The organism is Gordonia sp. 852002-50816_SCH5313054-c, from assembly GCF_001665925.1.
Classification (GTDB): domain Bacteria; phylum Actinomycetota; class Actinomycetes; order Mycobacteriales; family Mycobacteriaceae; genus Gordonia; species Gordonia jacobaea.
Window position 1 is genome coordinate 62137 of sequence record NZ_LZTE01000019.1, and the last position, 13101, is coordinate 75237.

The following is a 13101-nucleotide window of genomic DNA, read 5'->3' on the forward strand; positions in this document are numbered from 1 at the left end:
CTTAACCAGTGCTCGATGTTGCGCGCGCGTCTGGTTCGTCGGGTATTGGGTCGGGGTTGTCGGACTGCGATACGGGCATTCCGGGAGTGGGGCGCACCCCGACGTCGACAGGGCTGGGCCGTTCCGGTTCGGAGGAGATTCCGAGAGATTCGAGCGACGCCAATTTGCGAGCCGTCACCCCGACGCGGCTGTCGACGGCGCCGAGCGTCGAGTTGAACGACTCAACCGCCCGACGCAGTGAGGCGCCTGTTCGGTCGAGGTGGCTCAGGACCGATCCGAGTCGATGATGGAGTTCGACGCCGAGCTCTCTGATCGTTGCGGCGTCGGCGGCGAGGGCGTCGTGGCGCCACCCGAGAGCAACTGTGCGCAGTAGCGCGACGAGGCTGGTCGGGGTCGTCACCACGACGTTGCGCGTGAAGCCGTACTCGATGAGCGCTGGGTCGGCACGCACCGCAGCGTCGAGGATCGGGTCGCCGGGTACGAACAGCACGACCATCTCGGGGGTGTTCGCGAACGCGGTCCAGTACGACTTCGAGGCCAACTGCGTGATGTGTGCTCTGACCGCCCGCGCGTGGTCGGCCAGGAGTGCCGCCTGTTTGTCCGGATCGCTGCAGTCCGCGACGGATAGGTACGCATGCAGGGGAACCTTCGCGTCGACGACGATGTCGCGGTTGCCCGCCAGGTGGATCACCATGTCCGGACGGACCTGGCCCGCGATGTCTGACTCGGCCGACACCTGCGTGCTGAAGTCACAATGCTCGCTCATACCTGCCAGCTCTACGACCCGTTCGAGCTGCAGTTCGCCCCAGCGGCCCCTGACGTGCGGCGTGTGCAGGGCGTTGGCCAGCGCGCGGGTCTCGTTCGAGAGCTGCTGTGAGGCGATGTGCATGCCGCGCACCTGCTCGGCGAGACCCGAATACGCACCGATCCGGTTGTGCTCGACCCTGCGCAATTCTTCCGACAACTGGCCCAACACCCCGCGCAGCGGCTCGACGATGTGGGTGACCTGTGTGCCGATCGCCGTCGACTGTCTGCGCGCGGCGTCTTCGCTTGCCGCCGACAGCGATCGCGCTGCGAGCTCCTGAGAGCTGCGCAGCGCGTCGGCCTCGGTGCGTGCCGCCGATACCGCCGCGGCCGAGCGTGACGCGTTGGCCAGCCAACCCAGCACGGCACCGAGCAACAGACCCACGAAGAGAGCGACAGTGACGGACAGCATGACAGTGATGGTGCCGTCCGGTACCGACAATTCTCCGTCGTCGCAGTTCAGGGCTCGCAGTTCATGGCCGTGGTGGTCAGAACGTCGGGGTCCCGCCGTCCTCGTAGGTGAGCAGCCATTGCTTGAGCGGCTTGCCGTAGCGGAAACCCGCGACCGTGCCGTCCTGGCGGAGTACACGGTGGCACGGAACGAACAGCGTGGCCGCGTTTCTCGCGCAGGCGGTGGCGGTGGCGCGAATCGCCGTCGGGTGTCCAGCAGCCTCGGCGAGTTCGGCGAACGTCGTGGGACTGCCCGGCGCTACTGCGCGCAGCGACTCCCAGACCTTCTCCACGTAGGGGCCCGAACGTTGTCGGACCGCCACCGCGTCGATCGCGTCGAGTTGGCCCGCGTAGTAGGCCTCGACCGCGTCGCTCACGGCGGTGAGTTCCTGCGACCACCGAGACGACGCCGGTCGCAACGCGCGGTGGATCGACGGCAACAGTGATGCGGCGTCGTCGGTCCAACCCGACGCCAACACCGCGCCCGCGTCGTCGACGACGAACGTGAAGCGACCCGTCGGCGTCGCGACGGTCGCGTGGGCCGCTGATGACTCGGTCGCTGATGATTCGGCCGCTGGGGCGTCAACTGTTGACGGCTCTGTGGCTGTCGTGTCGGGGTCGGTGGGTACGGCGTCGAGTGTTGTCATGGTTGCCTCCTGGCGCGTGTCGTTGCAGTTCGATGCGCGGACACGCCGGATCGGCAGGTCAGGCGACCGTGCCGAGCTGCTGTCCGAGCCGATGGCGCCACAGGTGCATTGATGCGTAGGAGCGCCACGGTGCCCATTCCTGAGTGACGGTGAGGTCGATGCCGAGATCGTTCGCGGCATGCCGCACCACGAGGTCGTGGTGGAGCAGGGTGTCGGGGTCGCCGGTGACGACCATCGTCACGTAGTCGGCGGTCCACACCCCGACCCCGTGCAGAGTCAGGAGACGAGCACGCAACTCAGACGCAGCGACCCCCTGGTGAAGTTCCACCGAATTTTCCGCGATCTTCGACGCTGCGGCGACGATGGCGTCGACGCGCGCACGCGGGCCGCGCAACACCGACCGACCTTGCTCGGCAATCGCTGTCGCAGTCGGGAACGCACGTCCGGGACCGTCAGTCCACCCGGTGGTCTCACCGAGCGCCGAAACCAGCGCTCCCACGTGATGGCGTGCCGCGCCGACGCTGATCTGCTGGCCCATCATCGTGCGGATCAGAGCCTCTGCCGGGTCTGGTGACCCGGGCAACCGGATGCCGGGGCCTGCATCGATGAGGGGGGCGAGGCGCGGATCGCGTCGTAACACGTCTTCTGCTGCAGCGGCGTCGGCATCGAGGTCGAGGAGTCGACGCACACGCGACACCGCTGCGCCGAGGTCTCGGGAGTCGAGGTGTAAGAGATCGACTCGTAGGTAATTACCGTGCCGCTTGGGCCCCGATCCCGGTGAGATCCGAACCAGGGCATACCCATGCGGGAGGGTGAGGACACGGGCGAACGTCCAGTCTCCCGCGGGATCACCGGTGAACTCTTCCATCGAGTCGACGGCGTGCGCGCCCAAGAGTGTTGCGGGCCAGGAGGCGTCGAAGGGTTCGCGGTAGGGCAGCCGTAACGAGATCACTCCGCCCTCGGCATGAGCATCGGGATCGGTGGCGCCGTTACCGCGGAGCGCGCGCAATCGCGTCGGCGTGAGGCCAAAGATCTCGCGGATCGTGTCGTTGAACTGCCGCACGCTCGAGAATCCCGCGGCGAATGCGACGTCGGCCATCGGCATCGTCGTGCGCTGGATGAGTATGCGTGCGTTGGTCGCACGGTGTGCGCGGGCAAGCGCGAGGGGGCCTGCGCCGAGTTCGTCGTTCAGCACCCGGGTGAGATGGCGAGGGGAGTAGCCGAGTGCCGCGGCGAGGCCGTCGACGCCGTCTCGTTCCACCACGCCGTCGGTGATGAGTCGCATCGCTCGCGCACCGAGATCGGCGTTGGCATTCCATCTCGGTGAGCCGGGCACGGCGTCGGGTGCGCAGCGTCGGCACGCGCGGAAGCCGCGCGTCTGGGCTGCCGCGGCGGTCGGGACGAAGGAGACGTTGGCGGGTAGCGGTGTCCGGGCGGGACACGACGGGCGACAGTAGATGCCGGTCGTGTGCACGGTGACGAAGAACTGGCCGTCGAATCGTCGATCTCGAGCCGACAACGCTCGGTAGAAGGTGTCGAAGTCGAGGTCAGGGGTCGTCGGCGAGGTGCTCACTCGTCCACTCTGACACGGCGCGATGATCGGTTTCTGGCGGAAATCGGCCATCGCTGCGACACCATCGGAATACCGACAAAAACGTGACGTAGATTACATTTCGGTGGCACCATGATCGGCATGAGCACACACTTCGGCGGTTTTCGACATCGAGGTCGCAACCGTGAACTCCCGCTCGCGGAGTATCCCGAGTGGGGTTTGGACATACTGCGCGGACTGTACGGAGCCGAGACGGTCGACAGCATTCTCGTTGAGCAACTGCTGTCCGAGCCGAGTGCAAGCGTCGACGACCTCGCCCACCTCGACGGCACGTCGTCGACTCGCATGGCCCGCGCGGACGGCGGCGTCGCGTCCGCCGGGGAAGCTTCTGCGACGGCAAGTCCTCGACGTGGAACCGCGGACGACGACGTTCCGGTGCCGCCGGAGATCTTGACCCCCATGCTCGCCGAGATCGAGGCGATCAACGCGCTGCTGCGCTGGCTCAAGCGGACTTTCGCGCGCCACTGAACCGCGTGAGGGAGGGAGCCTTTCGCGTGAGGCGACGGCTCATGTGAGGATCATCGCGTGACCGCTTCGTCCGAGAACGTACCTGCGACACCTGAATCCACACCCGCTGACCCAACGCCCGCCGCGACCGCGACCGACTCCGGAGCGACTGGCGAACGCACGCACCCCTCCCGGATGTCGGTGATCCGGGAGGGCCTACGCGAGTCGGCGATCGTCGCACTGCAGGCCGTGCTCGTCGTGGCTGCCGTGTGGGTGTTGCTGTGGGTGGTCGGCAAGCTGTGGGTGATCCTTCTGCCAGTTCTCTTGGCGATCATCGTCTGCACGGTCCTGTGGCCGCCCGTCGCATGGATGCGTCGAAAAGGTGTCCCACCAGCGGCGGCCGCTCTGGTGATGATGCTGGTCGCGATCGGCATTGTCGCTGCCGTGATCGGCCTGATCGTTCCCTCGGTGGTTGCGCAGGCGCCCGAACTGGCCAACCGCGCCACCGACGGTGTGCAGCGGCTCCAGCAATGGGCGCAGGGTCCGCCGCTCAACGTTCGAGACGAGCAGATCGACAACGCCGTTCACGCGATCGTCAGCAAACTGCAGTCGAGTTCGGCCACCATCGCCTCGGGCGTGTTCAGTGGGGTCGGGACGGCGACCTCGGTGCTCGTCACCCTATTCACCCTGATCGTCCTGGTGTTCTTCTTCCTGAAGGACGGACCCAAATTCACCCCGTGGATAGACCGCACCATCGGGAACCCGTCGGCAACACACATCAGCGAAGTGCTGCGTCGTATGTGGAGCACCCTCGGTGGCTTCATCCGCACGCAGGCCATCGTGAGCCTGGTCGACGCGACGTTCATCGGCATCGGTCTCTTCATCCTGCAGGTGCCGCTTGCCGGGGTGCTCGTGGTGATCACGTTCATGGGTGGCTTCATCCCCATCGTCGGCGCGTTCGTGGCGGGCGCCCTTGCCGTGTTGATCGCGCTCGTGTCGAACGGCCTGACCACCGCGCTGATCGTTCTCGCGATCATCATCGCCGTGCAGCAACTCGAGGGGAACGTCCTGCAGCCGTGGTTGCAGGCCAAGTCGATGAACCTGCACGCCGTCATCGTGCTGCTCGCGGTCACCCTCGGCGGTTCGATCTTCGGCATCACCGGTGCGTTCCTCGCGGTGCCTGCCGCTGCGACATTCACCGTCGTCTTGCGGTACCTCAACGAACGAATAGCCGAGCGGGCCGGGGAGGCATTGCCGCCACAGGGCGCCCCGGTGACCGAGAATGTCGGGGTGCCCGACGACAAGGAGCCACCCGACGCCGGTGGTGGCGACGCAAACGACGCCGACGCGTCACCGTAGACTGGACACCCGTGAGTCTCACCCTCGGCATCGTCGGACTTCCCAACGTCGGCAAGTCCACCCTTTTCAACGCGCTGACCCGTAACGACGTCCTCGCGGCGAACTATCCGTTCGCCACGATCGAGCCCAACGTCGGCGTGGTGGAGTTGCCCGACAAGCGACTCGACCGCCTCGCCGAGATCTTCGGCAGCGAGCGCATCCTTCCCGCAACCGTGTCGTTCGTCGACATCGCGGGCATCGTCAAGGGCGCCTCCGAGGGCGAGGGCATGGGCAACCAGTTCCTGGCCAACATCCGCGAGGCCGACGCCATCTGTCAGGTCGTCCGTGTCTTCGCCGACGACGACGTCGTGCATGTCGACGGCCGCGTCGACCCGTTCGCCGACATCGAGGTCATCGAGACCGAGCTGATCCTCGCCGACATGCAGACACTCGAGAAGGCCATTCCGCGGCTCGAGAAGGAAGCGCGCAAGAACAAGGACCAGGCCGAGGTGCTCGACGCCGCGAAGAAGGCCCAGGAGATCCTCGACTCCGGCAAAACCCTGTTCTCGCAGCAGGATTCGTTCGATCTGTCGTCGGTGCGCGAACTGCACCTGATGACCGCCAAGCCGTTCCTCTATGTGTTCAACGCCGACGAGTCGATCCTGACCGACGACGCGCGCAAGGCCGAACTGAAGGCCGCCGTCGCACCTGCCGATGCGGTTTTCCTCGACGCCAAGGTCGAGAGCGAACTGCTGGAGCTCGACGAGGCCGACGCCCAGGAACTGCTCGACTCCATCGGGCAGGACGAGCCGGGCCTGCGCTCGCTCGCGCGGGCCGGATTCCACACGCTCGGCCTACAGACCTACCTGACCGCGGGGCCAAAAGAGTCACGCGCGTGGACAATTCACCAGGGCGACACCGCACCCAAGGCTGCGGGCGTCATCCACACGGACTTCGAAAAGGGCTTCATCAAGGCCGAAATCGTCTCGTTCGACGACCTCGACGCCGCCGGCTCGATGCAGGCCGCCAAGGCCGCGGGCAAGGTGCGCATGGAGGGCAAGGAATACGTCATGCACGACGGCGACGTCGTGGAGTTCCGGTTCAACGTCTGACGTATTCCGCTTCAACGTTCTCCGGCTTGTGCGCCGTGAAACACGGTGTGGAGATGTGGCGACAGCGCATCCGCGATGGCATCATTATTGACATATTTTGATGCGATTGGAGATGCGGCATGCGCACCACGGTGACCCTTGACGACGAACTCTTGGCCAAAGCAGCCGAGCTGACCGGGGTCCATGAAAGGGCGGCGCTCATTCGTGATGGGCTGGAGGCCTTGATCCGCATCGAAAGCGCGCGCCGCCTTGCTGCGCTCGGCGGCACCGATCCTGCAGCTCAGGCGGCTCCGCGTCGTCGGTCGTCGGCCGGATGATCCTGGTTGATACGTCGGTCTGGATTGACCATCTGCACGCCAAGGACGAGCGTCTGCCGAGCCTGCTTGCCGATGATGAGATCGGCTGTCACCCACTGGTTGTCGAAGAACTCGCACTGGGATCGATCGCTAACCGAGACGTAATCATCGATCTGCTGAGCAATCTCGTCCAGTTTCCGGTCCTGACTCATGCCGAACTGCTGCATCTCGTCGAGAGTCGAAAGCTCTGGGGCCGCGGGCTGAGCCCGGTCGACGCCGGGCTGCTGGGTTCGGCGATTCTCGTTGACGGCGCGACGCTGTGGACGAGGGACAAGAGGTTGCGAGCAGCATGCGTCGATGTCGGGGTGGATTGCGTTCTCGAGTGACGGCTATCGCCGTCGTCCCTCACATCGTTGGCTCGGCCACGCACTTACTCGCGCCCACCCGCGGCGGTGAGTTAGCCTGATTCGCGGCAGGGGGATCCTGCCGACTGCACTTCCAGGCACAGATGCCTGAATCATTGCGGAGAGGCCCGACTCACTCGGGACATGTCCGGATGGGGTGTGGCGCACCAGTGCGCCGACTTCACAGCCGATGTGTGACATCGGTTGACGAGAGGACATGACATGGCATCGAAGGATGAGAAGAACCTCGCGGCGGTTGCCGACAAGATCGCGAAGATGAAGGAGCCTGAGCGCTCGCTGGTTCAGCGGGCGCACGAGGTCATCATGGCCGCCGCGCCAACGCTGAGGCCGAGAATTTGGTACGGCATGCCCGCGTACGCCAAGTCGGCGAGTTCGCCTGCGCTGGTGACGCTGCGCAACGACGAACGCATCAACCTCGCCCTCACCGAGAAGGTCACGCTCAACCCGGGTGGCGGCATCGACGGAACGCTGATGCCGGCGGCATGGTACTTCGACACCCTCGACGAATTCACGGAGAAGAGGATCGCGGACATCGTCCGATCCGCGCTTTCCTGAGTCCGCCGAACCGAGACCGGCTGGGCCGCGCTGTACTTTGAAACGCCGCGGCATTTTACGACGCCGCAGCATGCGGCGCGGTCCGGCCGCGTACTTTGTTCGCATGCCCATAGCTGCGCACGACAGGCGATTTCGCGCGGTGCTCGGGGCCGCTTCGTGACTACACGGCCCGCGGTCCCGGACGACTATCCGCGGCTCGTCGAAGTCTGGCGTAGCGCGGTCGATGCAACGCATCACTTTCTGCGGCCGGCGGACCGAGACGATATCGAGCAGCACCTGGTAGCTGACTACTTTCCGCACGTGCGGCTGGTCGTCGCAGAAGTCGACGGTCAGGTCGTCGGCTTCGCGGGTACAGCGGGGGACACCCTCGAGATGCTGTTCGTCGACGCTGCTCACCGGGGAACCGGTGTCGGCAGCGTGCTTCTCGCCCAAGCCGTCGACGACTGCGGAATCACCCGTGTGGATGTCAACGAGGACAACGTCGACGCGGTCGGGTTCTACCGTCGCCGTGGGTTCGTCGAGTTCGAGCGCAGCGCACTCGATGACCAGGGCAGGCCATACCCGATACTTCGGATGGTCCGAGACGCATCAGGAAACCCGTGACATCGATTCAAACACTCAGCGAAACCGACCGTCGACTGGTGGCCAGGTGGGCGGTCGCATGCGCCGAGCGGGTGCTCCCGCTTCTCGAGGCCGACGACCCTGCGCGCACCGACATCGATGACGCCCTTGCGCGAACACGCGCCTACAGCGCGGGACTCGGGACCAGTGCGGAGGAGATCGCCAAGCGGATGGTCGCGGTCAAGGCGGCGGGCGCAGCGAGCACGCCGGCGGGCGCCGCCGCGGCACGAGCAGTGGCGCAGGCATCGGCGGTGGCACACATGGGTGCCCACGCACTCGGAGCCGCCGCGTACGCGGTGAAGGCAGTCGACCTGTCACACCGCGACAACCCGTCAGCCGTCGACGACGAAATACGTTGGCAGTTGGCTGAACTCACAGATGACGAGCGGGCAGCCCTGCGTCAGCTCCCGGCACTCGGCGTTGATTCGTCAGGTCCGCTGGGGCAGGGCTTGCTCGCGCGCGGCATTCTCGGTTCGACGATCCGCGAGCTCCAAACGAACATCGGAACTCGTCGTGGCTGACGTGTCGCGACTCGGCGTCGACGACGCCGGCGAGTTGCTGACCCTGCAGCGAGCGGCATACGTCACCGAGGCTCAACTGCACGACGACCTGACGCTTCCCGCGCTGACGCAGTCCGTCGACGACCTCGTCGCTGAACTGGAGCTGCCCCACGTGACTGCATTGGGGATCAAGCTGGGCGCGAGGCTCGTTGCAGCGCTGAGACTTTCGGTGCATGGCGAGGTCGCCGAGGTCGGCCGACTGACGGTGGTCCCCGATCTGCAGGGACGAGGCCTCGGCAGCAGGTTGCTCGCCTCAGTCGACGACTGGGTGCCACCATCGGTCACGCGAGTCGAGTTGTTCACCGGCGAGCACAGCGTCGCGAACATCCGACTCTATGAGCGGAAAGGTTTCGTGGAGTTCAAGCGCGAGAACGTCGGGAGCTACGACCTCGTGTTCCTCGCAAGGACAATCGCCCATTAGTGGGGTGGTCGGGCGCGCCGCCGCTACCCTCGACCACATGCCCATCTCGCTCGAAAACGTCGGCATCGCGGTCGAAAGCCTCGACGCCGCAGTTGCGTTCTTCACCGATCTCGGCCTCACCGTCCTCGGACGCGACGAGGTCAGCGGCGAATGGGCCGACACCGCAGTAGGACTCGACGGAAACCACGCGAAGATCGCGATGCTCGCCACACCCGACGGCTCGGGGCGCCTCGAACTCTTCGAGTACATCCACCCGGACGCGATCGAGACCTCGCCGACGCTGCCCAACGAGATCGGCATGCATCGTGTCGCGTTCTCCGTCGACGACATCGACGACGCCCTCGCAATCGCCGCGCGGCACGGATGCCATCCGCTGCGCGGCGTCGCCAACTATCAGGACGTCTACAAGCTCACCTACGTGCGCGGGCCGAGCGGGATCATCGTCATGTTCGCCCAAGACCTGACGAAGCAGTGACACCCGAGTACCTGAAACCCGTTGGCGCACCGACTACGGTGACCTGCATGGCAGACGACTGGCGCGAATCGCGGGCACACGAGATGCGCACCCTGATCATGCGGGCCGACCCCGACATCACCGAAGAGGTCAAATGGCGCAAACCCTCCAATCCGGATGGCGTTCCGACGTTTTCGCTCGACGGCCTGATCTGTACCCTTGAGACCTACAAGGACAAGATCAAGCTCACGTTCGCCAAGGGAGCGTCGCTGCCAGATCCGGCGAAGGTCTTCAACGCCAGCCTCACCGCAGGGACTCGCCGCGCCATCGACATCAAGGAAAACGACACTCTGGACGACGACGCATTCGTCGCCCTGGTGCAGTCAGCGGTTGCCCTCAACCGGGAATGACCGGCGCCCGCCGCGATCTGCTGTCAACGACTTTCCGTATCCAACCAAGCGCAGTTTCCATAACGATTTCGTCGGAAGCCGCTCGAGCGCGTGCACCCGCGCGATGACCTGGTCAATACTGCACCGGTGAACTTCCGCATGCGATCGATGTTCTCCGCTCTGCCGGTGGTGCTGCTCGCCGTTATCGGCCTGCTGCTCTCCGGCCCCGGCACCAGCGCCGCAGCGGGTTGGCGCTACACGATGGTGGGGTTCAGCAACACCAGCGACTTGTACATGGACGTCTACCAGTCGTCGAATGGCACCGACTTCACTCCACTGGCGAAGCCCGCGTACCGCCCGCCGACCGGGCGCGTGCGTGACCCGAGCATCTTCCGCCACACCGACGGCTTCTACTACGTCACCTACACGACGGTCGACGGCGCTAACATCGGATTCGCGCGCAGTAGTGACCGCGTCCACTGGACATTCGTGCGGAACGTGCCGGTGCCGCTGTGCTGCGCGTTCCTTCCCGGCACCGGCGACGGTAAGGGCCTCGGTTCGTCGAGCGGACCGGGATCGTCCGGCTCGGCGGGCTCCTCGGACGGTCCTTCGCTCTCGCCGTTCACCACCAAGGCGTGGGCACCCGACTGGTTCGTCGAAGGTGGACGGGTCAACGTCGTCTTCTCGATGTCGACGGGCGGCGGATTCGTGCCCTACATCATGACCGCTCTCGACCCCTCGCTGCGGTGGTGGAGTCCGCCGATTCCACTCAATGGACTCGGTGCCGACCACATCGACACGACGATCGTCAAGGTCGGCTCGACGTATCACGCGTTCACCAAGAACGAGACCAAAAAGGTTGTGCAGCACGCGGTGTCGTCGTCGCTGTACGGTCCGTACCGATTCGTCACTCCCGGCAACTGGGGCACCTTCGTGGAAGGTCCTGCCGTGACACAGTTGCCCAGCGGTGCATGGCGGATCTATCTGGACGCCTACAAGCAGGGCAAGTACTTCTACTCCGACAGTTCTGACGGGATGCAGACGTGGTCGCCGGTCAAGGAACTTCCGGGCGTCTCCGGTTCGGTTCGCCACTTCGGCATCTTGCGCGAGCCGGCGTAGATGAGCAGCGTTTCCAATCACGTTGGGCGATAAAGCGGTAGGCGGAATCTTCCCGAAGAGTCGAGGCTTGTTCGATGCATGAGTATCGGAGTGTCGCTATCGACGTTTGCCGCTGACTCGACGACGACCAACGTCGTCGATAGGGCAATCGAACTGGCAACGGAAGCCGACCAAGCGGGCATCGATTCGGTCTGGTTCGCCCAGCAGTTCGGCTACGACGCCGTCACACTCGCCGCGCTCGTCGGCGCGCAGATCCCCGACATCGTGGTGGGCACGTCGGTCGTCCCGATTCACCCGCGCCATCCGATCCACCTCGCTGGTGCCGCAAAGACCGCCGCCGCTGCGACGGGCAACCGATTCCAGCTCGGCGTCGGACTCGGTGCTCCGGCGTTCACGACACCGACATTCGGAGTCGATCCGGGTCCGACGATCCCTGCGCTCCGCGACTATCTGACCGCGCTCCGTTCCCTGCTCGACGGCTCCGACGAGCCGTTTCACGGTGACACCCTGATCTCCGCTCCGCCGATCAGCACTCGCGTGGCGGGCGTCGATAAACCGATTCCTCTCGTCGTGGCAGCGATGGGCCCGCGGGCGCTTCAGGCGACAGGCGAACTCGCAGATGGAACACTGCCATTCCTGGCTGGTCCCAGGGCAATTCGCGAAGTCATCGTGCCGACGATCGCGGCGAGGGCTCGGAAGGCGGGACGTGTCGCACCCCGCGTGATCGCCGCTGTGCCCGCTGTCATCACCGACGACGTCGACGCTGCCCGTGCCGCAGCGTATTCCGCAGGTGAGTTCTACGACCGGATTCCGTCGTATCAGCGCATCATCGCGGCGTCCGGTCACGAGCGTGCGGGCGATCTGTTCCTCATCGGCGACGAGTCGACGGTTCTCGCCGGTCTGCAGGAGTACCTCGACGCCGGCGCAACCGAACTCACCATCACGCAGGCAGATCTCGTGGGTGACGAGGCGCGCTCCCGCACCTGGGCCAGCGTCGGCGCGTGGCACACCGACGGCGCGCATTAGCCTCCATGCCCGCTGGATCTCCGCACGCGCGATACCGGGGTATCAAGGAGTCATGGCCTCCTCGACATTCACCAAGCACACCTCCGGACGGCCCGCGCGTTGGGAGGTGGCCGGCCTGCGGTGGCTCGCCGACGCCGTACCGGCCGGTGGCGCGAGCATCGTCGACGTCGTATCCACCGACGAGTCGACGCTGACCGAGCGCCGCGTCGAATCGAGTTCGCCGAGTCCCGATGCCGCAACCGATTTCGGTCGACGACTGGCCACCACCCACAGCCTCGACGGTCCCGCCCGCTGGGGGCAGGGCCCTCCCGGCTGGGACGGCCCCGGATATCAGGGGCCCAACGAGCACCTGCTCGAACTCTCGTTGGTGGCTCACGACACCTGGGGCGAGATGTACGCCGACGGACGACTGATGCCGCTATTGCCCGACAGTGGTTTGCGCGGTGGCGACGCCGGCATCGTCGAGAAGCTCTGTGAACGTTTGCGGGAGGGCGACTTTGATACCGACGACGCTCCCGCACGCCTCCACGGCGATCTGTGGTCGGGCAACGTGATGTGGTCGCCGGACGGGTGTGTCCTCATCGACCCATCAGCGCACGTCGGCCATCGGGAAACCGATCTCGCGGCACTCGCGTTGTTCGGTGCTCCGTATCTCGATCGAATCCTCGAGGGCTATCAGCAGACGTATCCGCTCGCAGACGGCTGGCGCGAACGCGTGCCGCTGCACTACCTGTCGATGGTGCTCATGCACGCAGTGGTGTTCGGCGGCGGCTATCGCGGGCAGGTGGTCGAGATCGCGCGTCGCTACGCGTGACTTTCGGCGGT

General features: G+C 65.5%; 17 protein-coding genes. 14 read left to right on the plus strand and 3 right to left on the minus strand.

What is annotated here, in order from left to right; all coding sequences use genetic code 11:
- Position 1: 1 nt before the first annotated feature.
- From A5788_RS01500 to A5788_RS01510, 3 genes are all read right to left on the minus strand, one after another.
- A complete protein-coding gene (locus tag A5788_RS01500) occupies positions 2–1216 on the minus strand; it encodes a DNA recombination protein RmuC (protein WP_064870434.1) in 1215 nt (404 codons plus the stop codon).
- 76 nt (positions 1217–1292) lie between these two features.
- Complete coding sequence (locus A5788_RS01505) at positions 1293–1901, minus strand: methylated-DNA--[protein]-cysteine S-methyltransferase (RefSeq protein ID WP_064870398.1); 609 nt, start codon at positions 1899–1901, stop codon at positions 1293–1295.
- Positions 1902–1959: 58 nt separating this feature from the next.
- Positions 1960–3525 (minus strand): Ada metal-binding domain-containing protein, encoded by a 1566-nt coding sequence (locus A5788_RS01510; RefSeq protein ID WP_082938056.1) that lies wholly within the window; start codon positions 3523–3525, stop codon positions 1960–1962.
- A gap of 69 nt (positions 3526–3594) precedes the next feature.
- Here A5788_RS01510 and A5788_RS01515 point away from each other — a divergent pair, with 69 nt between their 5' ends.
- From A5788_RS01515 to A5788_RS01580, 14 genes are all read left to right on the plus strand, one after another.
- A complete protein-coding gene (locus tag A5788_RS01515) occupies positions 3595–3981 on the plus strand; it encodes a hypothetical protein (RefSeq protein ID WP_231894280.1) in 387 nt (128 codons plus the stop codon).
- A gap of 57 nt (positions 3982–4038) precedes the next feature.
- The gene (locus tag A5788_RS01520; protein ID WP_064870396.1) at positions 4039–5319 is read left to right on the plus strand and encodes an AI-2E family transporter; all 1281 of its coding nucleotides are present in this window, start codon (positions 4039–4041) and stop codon (positions 5317–5319) included.
- Between the two features lie 11 nt (positions 5320–5330).
- Positions 5331–6410 carry a redox-regulated ATPase YchF gene (ychF, locus tag A5788_RS01525; RefSeq protein WP_049698527.1) on the plus strand — a complete coding sequence of 360 codons (1080 nt, stop codon included), beginning with the start codon at positions 5331–5333 and terminating at the stop codon, positions 6408–6410.
- A gap of 119 nt (positions 6411–6529) precedes the next feature.
- Positions 6530–6727 (plus strand): type II toxin-antitoxin system VapB family antitoxin, encoded by a 198-nt coding sequence (locus A5788_RS01530; protein WP_064870395.1) that lies wholly within the window; start codon positions 6530–6532, stop codon positions 6725–6727.
- Complete coding sequence (locus tag A5788_RS01535; protein WP_064870394.1) at positions 6724–7092, plus strand: type II toxin-antitoxin system VapC family toxin; 369 nt, start codon at positions 6724–6726, stop codon at positions 7090–7092. Before A5788_RS01530 ends, A5788_RS01535 begins: the two co-directional genes overlap by 4 nt.
- Positions 7093–7332: 240 nt before the next feature.
- Positions 7333–7686, plus strand: a complete 354-nt coding sequence (locus A5788_RS01540) for a DUF1801 domain-containing protein (protein WP_064870393.1) — start codon at positions 7333–7335, stop codon at positions 7684–7686.
- A gap of 129 nt (positions 7687–7815) precedes the next feature.
- Complete coding sequence (locus tag A5788_RS01545) at positions 7816–8289, plus strand: acetyltransferase (protein ID WP_082938055.1); 474 nt, start codon at positions 7816–7818, stop codon at positions 8287–8289.
- Complete coding sequence (locus tag A5788_RS23765; RefSeq protein WP_197494573.1) at positions 8286–8828, plus strand: putative immunity protein; 543 nt, start codon at positions 8286–8288, stop codon at positions 8826–8828. The genes A5788_RS01545 and A5788_RS23765 overlap by 4 nt, the downstream gene beginning before the upstream one ends.
- Positions 8821–9288 carry a GNAT family N-acetyltransferase gene (locus tag A5788_RS01555; RefSeq protein ID WP_064870391.1) on the plus strand — a complete coding sequence of 156 codons (468 nt, stop codon included), beginning with the start codon at positions 8821–8823 and terminating at the stop codon, positions 9286–9288. The genes A5788_RS23765 and A5788_RS01555 overlap by 8 nt, the downstream gene beginning before the upstream one ends.
- 37 nt (positions 9289–9325) lie before the next feature.
- Entirely contained in the window at positions 9326–9763 is a 438-nt protein-coding gene (locus A5788_RS01560; protein WP_064870390.1) for a VOC family protein, read from the plus strand.
- A 47-nt stretch (positions 9764–9810) separates the two neighbouring features.
- Positions 9811–10152: a DUF1801 domain-containing protein gene (locus A5788_RS01565; protein WP_049698520.1), complete on the plus strand. Its 342-nt coding sequence runs from the start codon at positions 9811–9813 to the stop codon at positions 10150–10152.
- Between the two features lie 138 nt (positions 10153–10290).
- Entirely contained in the window at positions 10291–11250 is a 960-nt protein-coding gene (locus A5788_RS01570; RefSeq protein WP_197494577.1) for an arabinofuranosidase, read from the plus strand.
- 78 nt (positions 11251–11328) lie between these two features.
- Positions 11329–12276, plus strand: coding sequence for a TIGR03564 family F420-dependent LLM class oxidoreductase (locus tag A5788_RS01575; protein WP_064870389.1), 948 nt, complete (start codon positions 11329–11331; stop codon positions 12274–12276).
- A gap of 52 nt (positions 12277–12328) precedes the next feature.
- Entirely contained in the window at positions 12329–13090 is a 762-nt protein-coding gene (locus A5788_RS01580; RefSeq protein WP_064870388.1) for a fructosamine kinase family protein, read from the plus strand.
- The last annotated feature ends 11 nt before the right edge of the window (positions 13091–13101 follow it).